Source organism: Gordonia aquimaris, from assembly GCF_026262595.1.
In the GTDB taxonomy this organism is placed as follows: Bacteria; Actinomycetota; Actinomycetes; order Mycobacteriales; family Mycobacteriaceae; genus Gordonia; species Gordonia tangerina.
The window spans coordinates 1-18897 of the sequence record NZ_JAPKFM010000005.1 but is presented as its reverse complement, the minus strand read 5'-3'; the positions used below and the strand labels follow the sequence as shown (position 1 = coordinate 18897).

Annotated in this window: 18 protein-coding genes, 1 other RNA gene and 1 pseudogene; 9 read left to right on the top strand and 11 right to left on the bottom strand. The window is 68.5% G+C overall.

What is annotated here, in order from left to right:
- Positions 1 to 154: 154 nt before the first annotated feature.
- From panB to OSB52_RS06825, 3 genes are all read left to right on the top strand, one after another.
- The gene (panB, locus tag OSB52_RS06835) at positions 155 to 1018 is read left to right on the top strand and encodes a 3-methyl-2-oxobutanoate hydroxymethyltransferase (protein WP_235722740.1); all 864 of its coding nucleotides are present in this window, start codon (positions 155 to 157) and stop codon (positions 1016 to 1018) included.
- Positions 1019 to 1077: 59 nt separating this feature from the next.
- Entirely contained in the window at positions 1078 to 2052 is a 975-nt protein-coding gene (gene pip / locus OSB52_RS06830; RefSeq protein WP_235722739.1) for a prolyl aminopeptidase, read from the top strand.
- Between the two features lie 89 nt (positions 2053 to 2141).
- On the top strand, positions 2142 to 3638 hold the full coding sequence (locus OSB52_RS06825) for a CYTH and CHAD domain-containing protein (protein ID WP_266060917.1): 1497 nt from the start codon (positions 2142 to 2144) through the stop codon (positions 3636 to 3638).
- A 32-nt stretch (positions 3639 to 3670) separates the two neighbouring features.
- Here the strand turns inward: OSB52_RS06825 and OSB52_RS06820 are convergent, their stop codons facing one another.
- The 6 genes from OSB52_RS06820 to cobC all read right to left on the bottom strand — a co-directional run bounded on the left by OSB52_RS06820 (position 3671) and on the right by cobC (position 9356).
- Positions 3671 to 5098 (bottom strand): RNB domain-containing ribonuclease, encoded by a 1428-nt coding sequence (locus OSB52_RS06820; RefSeq protein ID WP_235722737.1) that lies wholly within the window; start codon positions 5096 to 5098, stop codon positions 3671 to 3673.
- Positions 5099 to 5150: 52 nt separating this feature from the next.
- An RNA gene (gene rnpB / locus OSB52_RS06815) (RNase P RNA component class A) lies at positions 5151 to 5579 on the bottom strand.
- A 35-nt stretch (positions 5580 to 5614) separates the two neighbouring features.
- Positions 5615 to 6283 (bottom strand): bifunctional RNase H/acid phosphatase, encoded by a 669-nt coding sequence (locus OSB52_RS06810; protein ID WP_266060915.1) that lies wholly within the window; start codon positions 6281 to 6283, stop codon positions 5615 to 5617.
- A 3-nt stretch (positions 6284 to 6286) separates the two neighbouring features.
- Positions 6287 to 7024, bottom strand: coding sequence for a zinc ribbon domain-containing protein (locus OSB52_RS06805; RefSeq protein WP_235722733.1), 738 nt, complete (start codon positions 7022 to 7024; stop codon positions 6287 to 6289).
- 161 nt (positions 7025 to 7185) lie between these two features.
- Positions 7186 to 8304, bottom strand: a complete 1119-nt coding sequence (locus OSB52_RS06800; protein WP_266060914.1) for a Nif3-like dinuclear metal center hexameric protein — start codon at positions 8302 to 8304, stop codon at positions 7186 to 7188.
- On the bottom strand, positions 8280 to 9356 hold the full coding sequence (cobC, locus tag OSB52_RS06795) for an Rv2231c family histidinol phosphate aminotransferase CobC (protein ID WP_266060913.1): 1077 nt from the start codon (positions 9354 to 9356) through the stop codon (positions 8280 to 8282). Before cobC ends, OSB52_RS06800 begins: the two co-directional genes overlap by 25 nt.
- A 30-nt stretch (positions 9357 to 9386) precedes the next feature.
- Here cobC and OSB52_RS06790 point away from each other — a divergent pair, with 30 nt between their 5' ends.
- Both OSB52_RS06790 and OSB52_RS06785 read left to right on the top strand, forming a co-directional pair.
- Positions 9387 to 10103, top strand: coding sequence for an HAD hydrolase-like protein (locus OSB52_RS06790; protein ID WP_266060912.1), 717 nt, complete (start codon positions 9387 to 9389; stop codon positions 10101 to 10103).
- Entirely contained in the window at positions 10096 to 10575 is a 480-nt protein-coding gene (locus OSB52_RS06785) for a low molecular weight protein-tyrosine-phosphatase (protein ID WP_235722728.1), read from the top strand. The genes OSB52_RS06790 and OSB52_RS06785 overlap by 8 nt, the downstream gene beginning before the upstream one ends.
- Before the next feature lie 8 nt (positions 10576 to 10583).
- On the opposite strand, the pseudogene OSB52_RS06780 reads toward OSB52_RS06785, so the two are convergent.
- Positions 10584 to 11119: pseudogene (locus OSB52_RS06780) on the bottom strand (putative zinc-binding metallopeptidase); the annotation flags it as partial.
- Between the two features lie 103 nt (positions 11120 to 11222).
- On the opposite strand from OSB52_RS06780, the gene OSB52_RS06775 reads away from it, so the two are divergent.
- Entirely contained in the window at positions 11223 to 12188 is a 966-nt protein-coding gene (locus tag OSB52_RS06775) for an SURF1 family cytochrome oxidase biogenesis protein (RefSeq protein ID WP_235722727.1), read from the top strand.
- On the opposite strand, the gene OSB52_RS06770 is transcribed toward OSB52_RS06775, so the two are convergent.
- Positions 12166 to 13140, bottom strand: coding sequence for a cobalamin biosynthesis protein (locus OSB52_RS06770; protein WP_266060911.1), 975 nt, complete (start codon positions 13138 to 13140; stop codon positions 12166 to 12168). The two genes, OSB52_RS06775 and OSB52_RS06770, sit on opposite strands and share 23 nt — an antisense overlap.
- Before the next feature lie 60 nt (positions 13141 to 13200).
- Between OSB52_RS06770 and OSB52_RS06765 the strand changes: the two genes are divergently transcribed.
- The gene (locus OSB52_RS06765; protein WP_266060910.1) at positions 13201 to 14016 is read left to right on the top strand and encodes a spermidine synthase; all 816 of its coding nucleotides are present in this window, start codon (positions 13201 to 13203) and stop codon (positions 14014 to 14016) included.
- Between the two features lie 127 nt (positions 14017 to 14143).
- On the opposite strand, the gene OSB52_RS06760 is transcribed toward OSB52_RS06765, so the two are convergent.
- Both OSB52_RS06760 and OSB52_RS06755 read right to left on the bottom strand, forming a co-directional pair.
- Positions 14144 to 14968, bottom strand: a complete 825-nt coding sequence (locus tag OSB52_RS06760; RefSeq protein ID WP_266060909.1) for a maleylpyruvate isomerase family mycothiol-dependent enzyme — start codon at positions 14966 to 14968, stop codon at positions 14144 to 14146.
- A 45-nt stretch (positions 14969 to 15013) separates the two neighbouring features.
- The gene (locus tag OSB52_RS06755; protein WP_372512354.1) at positions 15014 to 16348 is read right to left on the bottom strand and encodes a family 1 glycosylhydrolase; all 1335 of its coding nucleotides are present in this window, start codon (positions 16346 to 16348) and stop codon (positions 15014 to 15016) included.
- A gap of 96 nt (positions 16349 to 16444) precedes the next feature.
- Between OSB52_RS06755 and OSB52_RS06750 the strand changes: the two genes are divergently transcribed.
- Both OSB52_RS06750 and OSB52_RS06745 read left to right on the top strand, forming a co-directional pair.
- The gene (locus OSB52_RS06750; protein WP_266060908.1) at positions 16445 to 17461 is read left to right on the top strand and encodes a CE1 family esterase; all 1017 of its coding nucleotides are present in this window, start codon (positions 16445 to 16447) and stop codon (positions 17459 to 17461) included.
- Positions 17462 to 17511: 50 nt separating this feature from the next.
- A complete protein-coding gene (locus OSB52_RS06745) occupies positions 17512 to 18390 on the top strand; it encodes an aldo/keto reductase (protein WP_235722722.1) in 879 nt (292 codons plus the stop codon).
- 11 nt (positions 18391 to 18401) lie between these two features.
- Here OSB52_RS06745 and OSB52_RS06740 read toward each other — a convergent pair.
- The coding region (locus tag OSB52_RS06740; protein WP_277614988.1) for an IclR family transcriptional regulator at positions 18402 to 18897 on the bottom strand (496 nt) is incomplete at its 5' end.

The window sequence follows — 18897 nt, the reverse complement described above, 5'->3', positions numbered from 1 at the left end:
CGTACGGTCACCGCTCGCCGCAACCATTCGCCGGATGTGAGAAAAACCACAGGTCACCGGCAGGTATCGGGGCACTCCCCGGTGCCACAATGGCAGTGTCCAACCCCAACCCGGGTACCTGCACGGCAGGACTCGAGGCAGAAAAGAGACAACGATGTCCGAATCTTCGGTCTATGGCGCCACGGGCCCCGCTGCGGGCGATTCGTCCGCCTCGGCCCCCCGTCGCCGCACCACTCGCGTTCACCATCTCGGCCAGATGAAGGCTGACGGCGAGAAGTGGTCGATGCTGACCTGCTACGACTACTCGACGGCCCGCATTTTCGACGCCGCCGAGATCCCGGTGCTACTCGTCGGTGACTCCGCGGCCAATGTGGTTCTGGGCTACGACACCACGATCCCGGTGACCGTCGATGAACTCATCCCGCTGATCCGCGCCGTGGTTCGCGGCGCGCCGCATGCCCTGGTCGTCGCCGACCTGCCGTTCGGCAGCTATGAGGCCGGCCCGCAGCAGGCGCTGGAGTCCGCGGTGAAGGTGTTCAAGGAGACCGGCGCGCACGCGATCAAGCTCGAAGGTGGTGAGCGGGTGGCCGATCAGATCGCCACGCTGACCGCGGCCGGGATTCCCGTGATGGCGCACATCGGTTTCACTCCGCAGAGCGTGAACGGGCTCGGCGGCTACCGCGTCCAGGGACGGGGCGACGCCGGCGATCAACTCGTCGCCGATGCCATCGCAGTCCAGGAAGCCGGCGCGTTCGCCGTCGTGATGGAGATGGTGCCCGCCGACCTCGCGGGACAGATCACCCGCAAACTCACCATCCCGACCGTCGGGATCGGCGCGGGCAACGAGACCGACGCGCAGGTGCTGGTCTGGCAGGACATGGCTGGCCTGACGCACGGCAAGACGGCGAAATTCGTCAAACGGTTCGCCGACGTAGGGTCGGAGTTGCGCTCTGCGGCAGAGCAGTACGCCGACGAGGTGCGTCGCGGAGCGTTCCCCGCACCCGAGCACAGCTACTGAGGCGCCCCCTCGCGCAGGAACGGGTGAGCCGGTTCTCGACCACGCTCTAGGCTTACCCCATGCGCGATTTCTATCCGCCGATCGAACCGCACGACCACGGCCATCTCGACGTCGGTGACGGTCAGCAGGTCTATTGGGAGGTCTCGGGCCGTGCCGACGGCAAGCCGGTGGTGTTCGTGCACGGTGGCCCGGGTGGCGGCACGTCGCCCGAGCAGCGGCGATTCTTCGATCCGACGCGCTACCGAATCGTCCTGTTCGATCAGCGTGGGTGTGGTCGGTCGCGGCCGCACATCGCCGACGGTGCCGACCTGTCGGTCAACACCACCGGCCACCTCATCGCCGACATGGAACGGCTGCGCGAACATCTGCAGATCGACCGGTGGCAGGTGTTCGGGGGGTCCTGGGGGTCCACGCTCGGTCTCGCCTACGCGCAGGCTCACCCCGATCGCGTCAGTGAACTCGTGCTGCGCGGAATCTTTCTGCTACGCCGCAGTGAGATCGACTGGTACTACAACGGTGGAGCCGCGCACATCTATCCCGACCTGTGGGAGTCCTACCTGGCTCCGATCCCGGCAGCCGAGCGCGACGGCGACCTGGTCGCGGCCTACCACCGGTTGCTCACCTCCACCGACCGGGACCTCGCGCAGGCCGCGGCGACCGCGTGGACAGGCTGGGAGCAGGCCACCAGCTATCTGCTGCCGAAAAAGCCCCAGGACAATTCCGGGATGGCCGCCGGCGACCCGCGATTCGACCTGGCCTTCGCCGCGATCGAGAACCACTACTTCGTCAATCACGGTTTCCTGCGTGAGGGCCAATTGCTCGCCGACATCGACCGCATCGCGCACATTCCCGGGGTCATCGTGCAGGGCCGCTACGACGTCGTCTGCCCCACCCGCAGCGCGTGGGATCTACACCGCGCCTGGCGGTCCGCGACGTTGCACATCGTCGACGACGCCGGTCACGCCTCCTTCGAACCGGGTATCAAGCACCACTTGATCACTGCTACCGACGACTTCGCGAATCGGTCGCGGTGACGATGACCGGTGCACTCTAGACTCGTCAGGACGACGTATGCGCACGCCGGGCCACGCCGAGCCCCGGCCGGTGAACAGGAGGATCTGGGGTGGCCCCATCCGAGCAGATCGAAGTGGAACTGAAGTTCGACGTGGACGCGGGCCACACCGCCCCGGACCTCCGGATTCTGCCAGGTGTCATCGGCGCGTCGGCACCGGAGACCTTTCAGCTCGACGCCACCTATTTCGACACCGAGAACCTCGACCTCGCCGGCAACCGGATCACCATGCGCCGGCGCACCGGCGGACACGACGCCGGCTGGCATCTCAAGCGCCCCACCGGCATCGCCGGTGCCCGACGTGAGCTGCGGATCGGCTTCGGCGACGCGCCCGCCGACGCCGACGTCCCCGCCGAGCTGATCACCCCGGTCATCGCGTTGACCCGTACCCGCAAGCTGATCCCGGTCGCCGCGCTGTCCACCACGCGCACGGTGACCACGCTGATGGGCGCCGACGGTCGGCCCGTTGCCGAATTCGCCGAGGACCTCGTGTCCGCGCAGTCGATGCTGCCCGGCGGCCACTACCAGGAATGGGCAGAGTGGGAGTTCGAACTCCTCGACGGTGGCCGCGACACCCGTCTGCTCAAGGCGGCCGAGAAGTTGCTGCGCAACTCCGGCGGGCGAACCGCATCGTCGGCGTCCAAACTTGCTCGTGCCATCGGTTCGACGCCGACCGTCGTCGAACCGCACCTCGGACGGCGCCCCACCGCGCTGGATCTGGTCGTCACCGACATCGCCATCCATCGCAACTCCCTGGTCGCCTACGACCCGCAGGTGCGCATCGACGCCGAGGACGCCGTCCACCAGATGCGGGTGGCCTGCCGACGACTGCGTAGCATCTTCGCCGGTTTTCCCACTGTGCTCGACCCGGCGCGTACCGCCCATCTGAACGAGGAACTGAAGCTGCTGGCGCGCATTCTCGGCGACGCTCGCGATTCCGAGGTTCAGATCGCCATCGACCAGGGACTGCTGCGCTCGGAAAACGCCTCGGCCGCACTGGTCGCCGAACTCACTGGCACCGAGACCACCATCCACGATCGGGCCATCAAAGCCGCGCACTCCGCGATGAATTCGGCCCGCTATTTCGCCTTGCTCGACTCGATCGACGAACTCATCGCCTCCCCGCCGCCGGGCCCCGATGCCGACATCGATGCCGTGACCGCCGTGGACCGGTCCATCGAGAAGAACCGCAAGAGCATCCGCAAGGCGCAGAAAACGCTGGCCGCGATGACCGAACGGTCCCCCGAGTGGGAGGAACAGCTGCACACGATCCGTAAGCGCGCCAAGCGGTTACGGTACAGCACCGATGCCGCGGAGCCGTTGGGTCGCAAGCGCTACAAGGCCGTCGCCAAGGCCGCCAAGCGACTGCAGAGCTCCCTCGGCGACTACAACGACACCCGCATCAACCGTCAGCGTCTCGGCGAACTCGCAGCCACCAACACCCTGTCGGGACCGGACATGTTCGTCCTCGGGCGCATCGACGCCCGGCAGGAGGTCGACGGCGAACGGGCGTTGGCCGACTACCGCAAGGCGGCCAAGGACCTCTGACGTTTGTCGGTGGTACCGATTCGAGGCACCAGCTACTGCCCCGAATCGGGGATGAACTCGAACCGCACCACCCGCGCGGACGGGTCGGCAGCCCGCAGCACCACCGGCAACCGACGCCCCGGTGGCGGGTCACCATCGCACGGAGCGATCACCGGGACCTCGGTGAGAAACACCTGGGCAGGCCGATTCTGCGTGGTCGAGTGCAAGACCACCGCCTCGAACGTCTCCCCCACTCGGTCGGCCAGTACGGTTGCCTCCGCTAAATCGATGCCGGCCCGGTCGGCAGCCGACGCCAGCGAGCCCGCCGACCGCAGCAGAGTCGGCAACGTCGGTAGCGCCCGAGTCACCCAGTTGGGCACCGGCTCGCCGGCTGTGACCGCCAGACACACCTCGGTGGCGAAGCGATCGCCGAGTCGACGCAGCGGCGCGGTCACATGCGCATACACCCCGCCGATTGCGGCATGACTCATCTTCTCCGCAGTCGCATGTCCGGTGTCACCGCCGAGCACGAGATGATCGGCTCCGCGCATCAGGCCCGCCCCGGCCGACATCAACGCAAGTGTCGCGGGTGCATCGCGTGGCAACCCGGCGAGGAACTGGCCGGGCGTCGCTCCGGGCGGCCACGGGACACCGAGGGCTGCGGCGGAGCTCTGCAGAGCCACCACCGCAGCATGATCGGCCGGCGGCAGGGTGCGCAGCAGGCCCACGCCCGCCTCGGCCATGATCCGCCCCGCACACATTCCGGTGAGCAGCGACAGCTGCGAGTTCCACATGTCGGCCGGGCTGTGCGGCGCCAGCCGCAGCATCCACCCACGATCGGTGCGCGTGACCTCTTGGTCGGGCAGGTCGAGTTCGACGGCGCCGCGTTCGAGTGCGACCCGGTGCCGCAGTTCGCCGAAAGCCGGTAGCGCCGCGATCGACGGATGCAGCCGGCCGCGCGTGGCATCGTCGGACACGCCGGCATAGGTCAGTTTGGCGACCGAACGGATCATCGTCCGACGCAGCGACACCTGCGTGACAGCACCCTCCGGGGTGACCCGGATGGTCCACATCACCGCCGGCCGACGCTGGTCGGGTAACAGCGAGCCGGCTCCCTCCGACAGCGCCCGGGGATGCAGTGGCACCGATCGGTCAGGGAAGTAGAACGTGGTGCCCCGCCTGCGGCTCTCCTGATCCAAGGCACCTTCGGGGGCCACGAGCGCAGCAACGTCGGCGATCGCGTAGGAGATGACGAAACCGTCGGCGTCGGCGGCGATGTGCACCGCTTGGTCCAGGTCCATCGACGTCGGCGGATCGATCGTGACGAACGCCAGGTCGGTACGGTCCTCCCGCTCACCCGCATACCGGTCCACCGGGTGTTCGGCCTCGGCCTGTGCGTCGGCACCATAGTCCTCGGTCACGCCGAGTTCGGTACGAACCGCGTCGAAGTCGAGATCGGGGGCCGACAGTACGCGCTGCACGCCCCCGACTGTATGCGAGCAGGTGCCCGACCGGTGGATTCCGGCCGCGGGGCGAACGAGTCGGCGTGTAAGCCGGATCCTGTTCCCGATCACGAGGACCGGGTGGCGACCATCCATCTGGGCACACCGTCGCCGGGTACCTCGAGCGGCCCACCCGCGGACTCGGGCGAGCAGCCCTCTGCCATCCGCGCACCCGCACACACGGTCTCCCGCGGTGCGAGCTTCGGCCTTGCTCCGGGTGGGGTTTACCGAGCCGGCACGGTCACCCGTGCCGCTGGTGCGCTCTTACCGCACCGTTTCACCCTTACCGCCGCCGATCTCGAAAGATCCGCGGCGGCGGTCTGTTCTCTGTGGCACTGTCCCGCGGGTCACCCCGGGTTGCCGTTGACAACCACCCTGCTCTGTGGAGTCCGGACTTTCCTCGATGTCGGCGTACCCGTTGTCGGGCCGTTCCGCGCACCGCGGCCGCCCGGCCGACTCGTTCGCCCATACAGGATACCGGTGCGCGGCAGCACCTCAGTCGAGGTGGCCCGTGTCGTTGACCAACCGGACCACCGATCCGCCATCGGGAAAGAACTCGGCGATCGACAGTGAGGCGAGGTCGAGGTGCAGGCGGAACAACAGTTCCGGGCCCGAACCGAGAGCCTCGCGCAGCAGCGACTTGATCGGGGTGACATGCGACACCACCAGCACCGTCTGGCCTGAGTACCGTTGCAGCAGTGAATCTTTGGCTAATCGGACGCGCTCGGCGACCTGGGCGAAGCTCTCGCCGTCAGGCGCGGGAACGCCGGTGTCGGCCAGCCATCGGGAATGCAGGTCGGGGTCGCGTTCGGCGGCCTCGGTGAAGGTCAGCCCCTCCCAGGCACCGAAGTCCGTCTCGATCAGCCCATCCGAGACCGTCACCTCCAGCCCCAGCCGGTCGGCGACCGCACGTGCGGTGGTCTGCGCCCGACTCAGCGGCGACGACACCACCGCGGCGATCTCGGGGTCGGCCCCCAGTCGTGTGGCCGCCGCCGCCGCCTGACGACGTCCGAGCTCCGTGAGTTCGGGGTTGCCTCGCCCGGAGTAGCGGCGCTGCACCGACAGCTCGGTCTGACCGTGCCGCAGCAACAACAGCCGCGTCGGCCGCACCCGCTGCCCCTGCCAGGTGGGTGATCTGTCGCCGGTCGCGGTGGCGTTGGTCATCTACTACAGACCCGACTCTGCGGTCCGCACCAGGACCGCGCCACACTCCTCGCAGCGGATCACGTCGTCGGCAGACGCGCCGGAGATCGATGCGATGGTGCCTCGGTCGAGTTCCATTCGGCAGGCGCCGCACCGGCGTGCGCGGAGCAAGCCGGCGCCGACCCGACCGGACGCACGCTGCCGGTCGTAGATGGCGAGCAACTCGGGAGCGATGTCGGCAATCAAGGCCGTGCGCCGAGCGTCGGCCGCCTCGCGGTCGTCGGTTGCCGCGGCCAGCGCACGGTCGCGCCGCTCACGCACCGTCGCAACCTCGGCGTCGACCTGATCGATGGTTGCCGCGGCGCGTTGCTGTTCGGCGGCGACGGCCTCCTGCTGCTCCATCACACCGAGCATGTCGTCCTCCACCGCCGCGCGACGGCGAGCCAAACCGTTGAGCTCGTGTTGCAGTTCGGAGAGCGCCTTGGGTGCGAGCCCACCGGCGGTCAGCTGCGCGGAGTCCTTGGCCTCGCGCGCTGCCATCCCGTTCGCCTCACCCTCCATTCGGCGGTACTCCCGGGTCAGATCCTCCGCGGAGATCTCGGCGCGAACCAGGTCATCGCGCGCCACCTCGACGCGTTTGGACAGTTCAGCGAGCTCGGCATCCTCCGGGAGTGATGCCCGGCGATGGTCGATGCGAGCGATTTCCGCGTCGACGTCGGCGAGGTCGAGCAGGAGCCGCTGCGCTCCCGGATCCGCCTTCACCGTGCCCACCTCCGTCGTTGGCTGTCGTGCTGTGCAGTCGTCACCAGTGCCTCATCCCTGCGCCGTTCACTGTTCTGTTCTCCCGACGCGGGGCCCGCGGTGGGGCGCCGTGCGACGGTCCCCATACCGTACGCGTCCGCCCATGACGCCGGACGCGGCCGTCAGTATCTGGTGACGACCGCGAACGGATCGGTCGGTTCACGGTGAACCGAGACCGTGACATGCAACTCGGCGGCCAACATTCGCGATACCTGACCGCACCACGGGAACTCGGTGGCCCAATGCCCCGCATCGATCAGCGCCGGTCCGCCGCGACGTCGGTTCTCATCGGCCGGATGGTGGCGTAGATCGGCCGTGACGTACACATCCGCACCGGCCGACGCGACCGCCTCGAGCAACGAATCGCCTGCGCCGCCGCAGACCGCGACAGTGCCGACGGCGGTCTGTGACGACCCTGCCACCCGCACTCCGGACGGGGTGTGCAGACGCGCGGCGACCAGTTCGGCGAAGCCCGCGAGCGTGGTCGGTTCCCGGAGCCGTCCGATCCGGCCCAACCCGGTCGACATCTCGGTGTCGGCGAGCTCGAGGATGTCGAACGCCGGCTCTTCATACGGGTGCGCTCCGCGCAGCGCGGTCAGCACCGCGCGACGCAGTCGGCGCTGGGCAACCATCTCGAGCCGTTCCTCATCGACCCGTGTGCGCGATCCCACCTCGCCGATCGTCGGATCGGCCGATCCCTGCGCCTCGAACTGCCCCGTACCGACCACCGACCAGCAGCAATCCCGGTACTCGCCGACCTCGCCGGCCCCGGCGGCGAACATGGCCTCGCTGACCTGCTCGGCGTTGCCTTCGGGCACCATCACCACCCACTTGTCCAGAACAGTCGACGACCGCGGCTCGATGGGGAACGTGTCGACCACGTCGAGTACGTCGGCGAGTGCATCGGAGACTCCGGGGCGGGCGCTGTCGGCGTTGGTGTGCGCGGTGAACAGCGCAATCCCCGACCGGATGAGCCGATGCACGATCCGCCCCTTGTCGGTGTCGGCCGACACCGAATCCACTCCGCGCAGCAACAGCGGATGATGGGCGACGATCAGCTGGGCCCCCATGCCGATCGCGGCCGCCACCACGTCCTCGGTGACGTCGACACAGGTCAGGATCGTGTCGACCGGCTCACCGGGATCGCCGCAGACCAACCCGACCGAATCCCACGGCTCGGCCAGCCCTCGCGGGTAGGCGCGGTCGAGGACCTCGATCACCTCGGCGACGGTTGTGGACATGACGCGATCTCCTCTCGAATGGCCGTGATGGTGTCGACGAGCGTTCGGGTGGTGGCGATGTCCCGCACGGCCAGACGTATGTGGTCGTCGTCGAGGCCGACGAAGTTCGCGGCGCTGCGCACCGCGAAACCCCGATCACGCAGTCGTTGTTTGACCCGCAAGGCCCGTGGCACCCGGATCAGCAGGAATGATGCACGTGGCTGCCCGCAGACCTCGAGGCCCGCCGACGACAGCATCGCGACCATCTCGGCGCGATCCGCGGCGAGCCGGCGCGCCTCACCGTGCGCGTACTCCTGACCGGTGGGTCCGACACAGGCGGTCAGCGCGGTCAGCGCCAAGGTGCCCAGCGGCCACGGTCGTCGGCCGACCGTCAACCGCGCGATCACCTCCGGGGCGGCGAGCAGGTATCCGGCCCGCAGTCCGGCGAGACCGAATGTCTTCGTGACACTGCGGATGACGATGAGGTCTGGGTGCGACCGGTAAGCGACGGACTCCGGTTCCGGAATGCCCGTGGCGGGATCGATCGTGATGTCGGCGAAGGCCTCGTCGACCACCACGAAACGTCCTGGTCGCCGCAGACGTTCGATCGCGGCGGCGGGGTGCAGCACCGAGGTCGGGTTGGTGGGGTTGCCCACCACCACCAGGTCGGCGTCATCGGGCACGGCGTCCGGGTCGAGTTCCCACGGGTCGGTCAACACTACGTCGGTGATGGGGATCCCGGCGGCGCGCAACGCGATCTCCGGTTCGGTGAAGGACGGCTGGACGAGCGCGGCGTGGCGCGACCGCAGTCGCGGCAGGAGCTCGAAGCCCTCGGCCGCACCGGACAGCAAGAGCACCTCATCGGAGGTTCGGCCATGGGCCACGGCAACGGTTTTCACCGCCCGCTGCTCGTCGTCGCCCGACGGGTAGGCGGCCAGATCACCGATCCGGCTGGTCAGGGCTTCTGCGACGAACGGCGGCGGCCCGCCCCGCACGTTGACCGCGAAGTCGACAAGTCCCGGTTCGGCGTCGGCATCGCCGTGACGGTCCCGCGCGAACAGCCCCGATGTCATAAATCCCCAGCCTACGTGCACCATGGAACTGTGACCGACACGCCTGGAACACCCGACCTCGCCGCCCCTCTTGCTGATCCTCGTGATCCCTCGACGGTGCTGCTAGTCGACCTCGACGGGACGATCACCGACAGTTTCGACGGCATCGCCAACAGCTTCCGGCACGCGCTGGCCGCGGTTGGTGCCGACGAGCCCTCGCCCGAGGTCGTGGCTGGTATCGCGGGACCGCCGATGATCGACACGCTCACCGGCCTCGGGCTCGACGGCCCCACCGCCGACGACGCGATGCGTGCATACCGGGAGCGCTACACCGACGTGGGCTGGCTGGAAAACTCGGTGTTCGACGGTATGGGCGACCTGCTCGCCGACCTGCGGTCCGGCGGTCGCACCCTCGCGGTCGCCACGTCGAAGAACGAGAAGACCGCCCGCGCGATCCTCGAACACTTCGGGCTCGCCGAGCACTTCCACGTCATCGCCGGCGCCAGCGATGACGGCAGCCGACGCGCCAAATCCGATGTGATCGCACACGCACTCGCCCAGCTCGGCATCACCGCGGATCCCGGTTCTGCCGTGACCGATTCCCCTGTGGTGATGATCGGTGATCGCGCTCACGATGTGGAAGGTGCCGCCGTGTACGGGATCCCAGCAGTGATCGTCGCATGGGGTTACGCTCTGCATGGGGAGGAGGACTCGGCGGCCTGGTCGGTCGGGTCCATTGCAGATCTGCGCGAGGTACTTGGTGTCTGATCAACTACACGTGTGTTTCGTGTGCACCGGCAACATCTGCCGGTCACCTATGGCACAGAACATCTTTCAGTCGGCACTCGACGACTCGGGCCTGGGCGCGCGGGTCCGGGTGACCAGCTGCGGGACCACCGGGTGGCACACCGGCGAACCGGCCGACAACCGCGCGCGGACCGAGTTGCTGGCACACGGGTACCCGGACGCCCACGTGGCATCCCAGTTGTCCCCCGAACACTTCGACGCGGACCTGCTGGTGGCCATGGACGCCGGACACGTCCGCGAATTGGAACGCAAGCGGTTGGGAGAGCGGGTGCGTCTGCTCCGCAGCTTCGATCCCGATGCGGACCCCGACGACCTGGATCTCAACGATCCCTACTACGGGACCGGCGAGGATTTCGAGGAGACCCGCGAACAGATCGAGGCCGCCATCCCAGGCCTGCTGGCGTGGGTTCATGCGACGCTGGACGGCAACTGAGCCGACCGTCACCCCGGCGACACGAGATTGTGCACGAAACGGATCTTGTCCAACACGCGGTCGGGCAGCAGATACGGATACAGATCGGGATGTCCCATCGAGCGGTTGATCTGATTCAGGGCCCAGCTCAGCGGTAACCAGCACTCCACCAGCTGTTCGAATCCCATGTCGCCGGGCATCACGCTCTCCGGCATCGAGCCGTCGGGGGCCACCGCGAACGATGCCGCGGTGTCGAGGGTGTCCCGGATGTGCAGGTAGTGCGCGAACGTCTCGGCGAAGTCCTCGGCCGGATGGGTGGCGGCTGCGGCCGACACGTAGTGCTGTTCCCATCCCGGCGGCGCTGACGGCGGCCGGCGCCGACCCGACAGAGCCTGATGGTTCTCGTCCGGGTCCCCGAACAGCTCGACGAACCGCGCGCGTGCCGCGGCGTCGGTCAGGACCAGCTGGTAATAGTGGCCGACGTCGTGAGGAAGATGCCCCAGCACGGCGCGGTACGGCTCCGACAACTCCACCTCATCTGGTCGCGGTGCACGTCATCACCTTCGCCCGGTCGCGTTCGAGTGAATTGCGACAACGCTACCGCGGGCCGCCCCCACCGAGCGTCACGCCGGGCCGAGTCGATTTTGTCCGCTCGGTACCGTTGTGGTGTGCATGTGTTGCGGACGTTCCTACGCCCGGGGTGGCTGGCCCTGGGTGTGGTGGTCGTGGCGTTCGCCGCGATGTGCTTCACCCTGCTCGCACCATGGCAGCTGGGCAAGAATTCTGACACCGAACATCGCAACGACCTGATCACGTCCGCCATGTCGCAGTCGGCAGTGCCGATCGACGAGGTCGCACCGGCCGGGGCCGGGTTCGACCCCTCGACCGAATGGCGTGAGGTCACATTGCGTGGGCGCTATCTGACCGATCGCGAGGTCCTGGTACGCCTGCGGTCGGTGGACGAACGGCCGGCCGTCGAGGTACTCACCCCGTTCGCCACCGACGACGGTTCCCGCGTGGTCCTCGTCGACCGCGGGTACGTCCGCCCCGAGCAGGGCGCGTTGCCGTCGATTCCCGCCGCGCCCTCCGAGTCGACCACGATCGACGCGCGAATCCGGAAGGGTGAGGGCACATCTCCGGGCCGCGGCGCCCATACCGAAGCGGGACGAGCGGCCGTCTACACCATCGACCCGGCCGAAGTCGGCCGCGCGGTCGATACGTCGCTGGACCCGTTCTATCTGCAACTGTCGCCCGACCAGCCCGGTTCCCTGGGCGAGATCTCGCTTCCCCAACTGGATTCGGGCCCCTACCTCTCGTACGGCCTCCAGTGGCTGGCGTTCGGGATCATGGCGCCGCTGGGCGCCGGATACTTCATCTATTCCGAGATCCGGCAGCGACGTCGGGCAGCACGGATGGCATCCGAGACCGAGTCCGGCATCGCGGTCGGCTCACCCGACCCGACCGCGGACCCGTCCGCTGCGGCCCGCAGCCGCCGAGAGCGCGTCCGCGCTGATCTGCGTGAGGCGGGCACCGCATCGGGTGCCCGGCAGCGTCATCAGATCGGCAACGCTCCGGAATCGGAAACAGCGGACGCTGACGTGCGCGCCAAGCTCAGTCGCCGCTACGGCGATTGACCAGAATCGCGATCATCGCCGAGGTCAGCGCGGCCCCCACCTGAACCCGGCGCGACAGGTGTACCGCGGCCCGCAGGTCGGTCGTCGTCGGCGCCGCCCCGGTCCCCAACAGCGGGCGGTTCTCGACGCCATGTCGATACTCGGTGCGCCCGCCGAGTCGGACGCCGATGGCCCCGGCGAAGGCGGACTCGACGACCCCGGCATTCGGGCTCGGATGGCGACCGGCATCGCGACGCCAGGTGGCGACGGTCCGCGTCGGCGCACCGCCGAGCGCCACCACCAGCAGGCCGGACAGCCGGGCGGGCACCAGGTTCGCCAGGTCGTCGAGGCGCGCGGACGCCCATCCGAATCGCTGGTAACGAGGATTGCGATAGCCGACCATCGCGTCGAGGGTGTTGGCGGTGCGGTATGCGAGCAGGCCGGGCACGCCGGCCACCGCGCCCCACAACAGTGGCGCCACTGCGGCGTCGGAGGTGTTCTCGGCGATCGATTCCACCGCAGCGCGGATCATTCCGGCCTCGTCCAGAGCGTCCGGGTCGCGACCGCACAGGCTGGGGACCAAGCGCCGTGCCGCGTCCAGGTCGCCCGCGTCGAGGGCGTCGGCCATCGCCACACCCACCCTGCACAACGTCGTCCCGCCGAGCACCGCCCAGGTGGTTGTGGCGGTGACCAGAACCGTGCCCCTTGCACCCGCCCGTCTCGTCGCGAGCGCGCCGATGCCCCACGCCGCCGCCACACTCAGCCCGGTCAGCCCGGCACCCCGGGCGTGCGAATCCCCGTACAGCTGTTGCTCGAGTACCGCGATCGCGCGGCCGATGCCGGCCACTGGATGCCAGCGCGGCGGATCGCCCAGCAACCGATCGGCGAGGGCGCCGAGCACGAGGCCGCTCGCGATGCCACGCCCCGATCGGGCACGGCGGATGGGCGCAGGTGGGAGCGATGGATGCGGCACGTCGGCGATCGTATCCGCGCTCGATCCTGCGACCGTCGGCGGCGGCATAGACTCACCGCAATGCCCAGATCCCAGGCCGAGCCCGTCGCCGGCACCTATTCGATCGACACCGGCGTGGCCGAGTTGATGCCGGACACCATTGCCGGTGGGTGGCTGCTCACTGTCAACGGGTCGCAGAGTTCCCACATCCACCCCGACCCCGCGGTCCTCGACTTCGAGTACATGCGGCAGATGAGCGCGGTGATGGCGGAGAGGTTTCCGTTCGACAGCCCGGTGCGCGTTCTGCACCTGGGTGCGGCGGCCTGTGCGTTGCCACGGTTCATCGCCGGCCGATACCCGGCCTCGAAGCAGGTGGCGGTGGAGATCGACGGTGAGCTCGCCCGCCTGGCCCGCGAGTGGTTCGATCTGCCCCGCGCCCCCCGGTTACGCATCAGGGTCGGCGATGCCCGCGAGGTGGTGACGTCGCTGACCGCGAACACTCGCGACGTGATCGTGCGGGATGCATTCGCCGGCGCCCGCACTCCACGCCACCTGACCAGCCGGGAGTTCCTCGAGCAGGCCCACCGTGTGTTGGCCCCCGGCGGCCTGTACCTCGCCAATTGTGGCGACAACCGGGATCTCGCGCTGGCCCGCGCGGAAGTGTCCACCGCCACGACCGTGTTCCGGCACGTCGCATTGATCGCCGATGCGGCGATGTTCAAGGGCCGACGCACCGGCAACATCGTCCTCGCGGCCGCCGATCAGCCGATCTCCGCGACCCCGGAACTCGTCCGAACGCTGCTGAGTGATCCACAACCCGCCCAGATCCTCGACGGCCCACGCGCCCGCGAGTTCGGTTCCGGCGCGATCATCACCGACGCCCCCACCGCTGGTTGACGAAACCGGCCAGCACCGCACCCAACTCATCCGTTCAGACGACACCGGGTTCTCGACAGTGAACCTTCGGATTCCGAACTCGAAACCTGCCTCGCACACACGTTCGCATGCGACGCGCTCTCGATCGTCAGATCACGTAGTTGAGGGCGCCGACGATGGCTCGACCGATGTCGTCGTCCCCGGCGATCGCGACCCGGCTCGGGTCCGCACTTGTCCGTCCGCCGGCCAACCGGGCGAGGTCGATCGAATCGACGGTCAGCGTGACATCGGCGGAGTCGTCGCCGTCCGGGAACTGATCGACCTTGGCAGCCCGGTCATCGACGTAGATCCGGATGCGCCGGGCCGCGAGGCCCTCGAGCACGAACAGCACGCAGCTGCCCTTTGGAGTCGCGGCTCGCTTCCCGACCACGAACGGCAGCGACGCGGCGATCTCGTTGAGTGCCACACCGGCCGGCCCCTCGTCCGAGGGGGCCGACCCACCGGTGCTGTCGCGTAGGTCGATCTCGTGCATCCAGCAGTCGAAGACCCTGATGCGCATGAATCGCCCGTACGTGTCCTGGCCGGCGGGGGTGAGCGCGTCGGAGTCGAACTGCTCTTGGGTCATCGCACGCAGATGTTCGGTGCGGACACCGACGATCTCCCGGAACGCCTCCATCACATCCGCACGCGGCGATTCCCGATAGTGGTCGAGCCATCGTTCGTTGAGTTCACCGATGGGATTGCGGACATGCTCGAGTGCACTGACGTCGCGGGCGGCGGTTACGTCGCGCCCCTCGAGGATGCTCTCGGTTCCGATCACGTGCGCCACGATGTCGGCGATCGACCAGCCCGGCAGTATCGAGTCCGCCGACCATTGTTCGTCGCTCAGCGCAGACACCACATCGTCCAACGTCTGCCACTGCGCGATGAGCGCGTCGACGATGGGCTCCGCGGGCAACACGGTCTTGGCCATGGGTGGCCTCCTTGGTCATCGAAGGGTCTGTCATCGAAAGGTCTGTCATCGAACCGGTTCCAGGCAACTCGAGGGCGCCGCGACCAGCGAACAGACCTCGGCGCTGCGGGTCGGCCGGTACTCGGCCGGAACCCCGTTGGCGGCCGTGATCCGCCGGTAGGCCTCGACCGCATCCGTCGGCCGGCGGGTCAGTGTCGGGTCGGTCCCCACGTCCACCGTGTAGAGCCCGAACCTCGGTGTGTAGCTTCCCCACTCGTAGTTGTCGGTGAGACTCCAGTAGTTGTACCCGATGACGTCGACGCCGTCGCCGCGGGCCCGTTGCAGCCAGTAGACGAGATCGCGCAGATGGTCCCCACGCCGATACCCGTCCGGCCGGTCGGCGCCGTCGCGTGTGGGCATACCCGACTCCACCACATACAGCGGGATGCCCGGGAAGCGCCGGGCATAGTCACGCAGCGCGTAGTAGAGACCGTCGGCCGCAACGGGGGCCAGCCACTGTTCCTCGGTCGCCGCACGCCAAGCATTCGTGTCACCCGGCGACACCGAGTAGTAATAGTCGATCCCGATGAAGTCGAGGGCGCCGCGGAGCCGATCGAGGTAAGCGATGTCGAGAGCCGGCTCCACCGTGGGAATGTAGGCGACATTCGACGACACCATGGCTTTCGGGTCGCGGCGGTGGATGTAGCGGTAGATCGCCCGATGCACGTCGACGAGACCGTCGACCATCGTCGGGACGGCTGCAGGCGTGATCCCCCCGATGCGCAGCTCGTTGGTCACGTAGGTGAACGGTTCGTTGATGGTGATCCAATAGGGGTGGAACCGGTCGTAGCGGTTCACCACGCGCCGCGCGTTGCGCAGCCAGTCCTCGCGTGTGGCCGGGTCGGCCCACCCACCTCGGTCGGCGATCCAGCCGGGATACACCCAGTGGTCCAGCGTGATCATCGGGCGCATGCCGGCGGCGACGATCGCGGCGACCACATCGTCGTAGTAGGCCAGCTCGTCGTGGTCGATCACGCCCGGCCGCGGCTCGATGCGCGCCCATTCCACTCCGATGCGGTAGACGCCGACACCCAGCCGGGCGGCACGTGCGATGTCCTCGCGGTAGCGGTGCCGAAAGTCAACCGATGTCCCGACCCGGTCGTGCGTGCGGCCCGAGTGGGTGTGGCGCCGCCAGTTGCTGTCGGGCGACGACCCTTCGCTCTGGAATCCGCTCGATGACACGCCCCACGCGAACGTGCTCGGTAGACGCGCCGGCGCTGCACCGGCGGGCGGTGCGATTGTCCCGAGGAGAAGTATCACGGCGACAACGACGATGGCCGACAACACTGTGGTCGAGCGCGCGGCGGGTCGGGCGGCATGGGACGCTTTGCCTCGGAGCACCAGCCAAGGATTCCAGATGCGGCGCGCGTGGGAGGAGGAAACCGCAGTCCGGCCAACACCACCCGATGCCACCGAACCGCGCCGTACTCTGTGGCGATGTCCGGCTCCCGACGTCGCATCCGGCGGCGCCTCTCCGTCGTCTGGTTCGGTCTCATCCTGGCCTCGGGACTGAGTGCGAGCCTCGCCCCCGCAGTGACCGCAACACCCCTACCGCCGTTCGACGCTCCTGCGCCGCACGGCCACCACGCAGCCGTCCACCCGGTGTCCGGATGCGCCGGGAACTCTGTGCGACCGGGGTCGAGCATGGTGCGGTCGGTGTCGGTGGGTGGTGTGACGCGCCGATTTCGTGTGCACGTTCCCGCGTTCTATCCCGGCACGGTGCCGGTGCCGCTGATCCTCGCCTACCACGGGCGAGCCGAACGCGCCGCTGCCTTCGAGCGCTACACCGGCCTCTCGGGTCTGCCCGCGGTGGTGGTGTATCCGGTCGCCGCTCCCGGCCGGGGTGGCGCGTCGGCGTGGCAGGGCGCACCCTATTCGTCGCCGCGGGCCGATGATGTCGGATTCACCCGCGCCATGCTGCGCGACCTGCGGTCACGGTTCTGCGTGGATCGCGGTCGCACGTATGCGATCGGCCGGTCCAACGGCGGTGGGCTCGTGGCGATGCTGGCCTGTCGGCTTCCCGCGGACTTCGCCGGCTTCGCGACCGTCGGGGCGGCGGTATATCAGCAGGCCGTGGCCGGGTGCGCCCATGGCCCGGCCATCTCGCTGATCGACTTCCACGGCACCGCCGACCGCACGATCGCCTATCGAGGCGGTACGAAACTCGGTGCTTCCTACCTCTCGACCTCGAGTTGGCTACGACGGTGGACCCAGCGCGCAGGCTGCGTGGACGCACCGCTGGTGGTGCCGATGAACCGCGCCGTCGACCGGATCTCGTGGCCGCTGTGTGCACGTCCGGAGGCCGCGGTGGTGCACTACCGACTGGGTGGCGGAACCCATCGCTGGCCGGCGCCGATCCCCGGCCACAGCACCGGCAGCGTCGGCGACACGGTGTCGGCCACCGAGCTGATCTGGCAGTTCTTCCTCACCCATCCGCGCTTGGGTTCGTCGTGATCTCGCAGTCATGTGCCTGGCGTCCCGCGCGGGAACACTAGCCTGAAGTGATGAGCACCGACGTCCCGACCATCGAGTTGTCCACTGGCACGCTGATCCCTCAGCTCGGCCTCGGCGTGTGGCAGGCCGATGACGCCGACACCGAGCACGCGGTCGGCTACGCCATCGGCGAGGCCGGGTACCGGCACATCGACACCGCGGCCGCCTACGGCAACGAGGCCGCAGTCGGACGGGGCATCGCCGGCTCCGGCGTCGACCGATCGGATGTGTTCGTCACGACGAAGCTCTGGAACGCCGACCACGGCCGCGACCGGACACACGCGGCGCTCGACGCCAGCTTGGCGCGTCTCGGACTCGACCACGTCGATCTGTATCTGATCCACTGGCCACTGCAGAACCGCGAACGGATGATCGAGACCTGGGGCGCGATGGCCGAGCTCCGCGATACCGGTAAGGCGCTGTCGATCGGTGTGTCGAATTTCGAACCCCATCACCTCGACGCCATCATCGACGCGACCGGTGTGGTGCCCGCCGTCAACCAGATCGAGTTGCATCCGCGGTTGGCCCAGCGCGAACTGCGCGACTACTGCAAATCACGCGGCATCGCCGTCGAGGCGTGGAGCCCGTTGGGCGGCAGCGGCGCCGGCTGGGGTACCGACTCGTCGCCCAACACCCTGCTGACCGACCCGACCCTGACCCGCATCGGCGAACGGTACGGCCGATCGGCGGCCCAGGTGATGATCCGCTGGCATCTGCAGAACGGCGTGATCGCGATCCCCAAGTCTGTGCACGACAAGCGCATCGCGCAGAACATCGACGTCCTCGACTTCGAGTTGGGCGCCGACGACCTGGCCGCTATCGCCGAACTGGACACGGGCACCCGCGTGGGGGCCCATCCGGACGAACTGAATCTCGGGGCGCGCGAGTAGCCGCCGGGGAGTCAACCGCGGTTCTGCAGGCGGACCGACAACGCCTGCGCCTGATCGAGGAGCAACTCGCCCATCATCGCTCGGCGGTCACGGCCGAACCTCGTCTGCACGCCGGTCACACTCAACGCCCAGGCGGGCCGTCCGGCCCGATCGAACACCGCGGCCCCCAGTCCCCAGCTCCCCTCCACCAGCAGCGCCGGGTTGGTGGCATACCCGTCGCGACGGGTGCGGGCGATCCGCCTGCGCACTTCGTTCTCGGAATGCTCGTCCCCCCAGTAAGATTCGAGTGCGCTGCGGGAGAAGTACTCGTTCACCTCCCGATCCGGTAGGTGACTCAGGATGGCCAGGCCCGCGGTGGCCACGCCGAGCGGAAACCGGATGCCCACATACAGCACATGTGAGCGCAGTGGGAAGCTGCCCTCGCGGCTCAGCACACACACTGTCTCGTCACCGCGCCGAGCCGAGAGAAACGCACTCTCACCGGTGTCGCGGGCCAGACGCTCCACT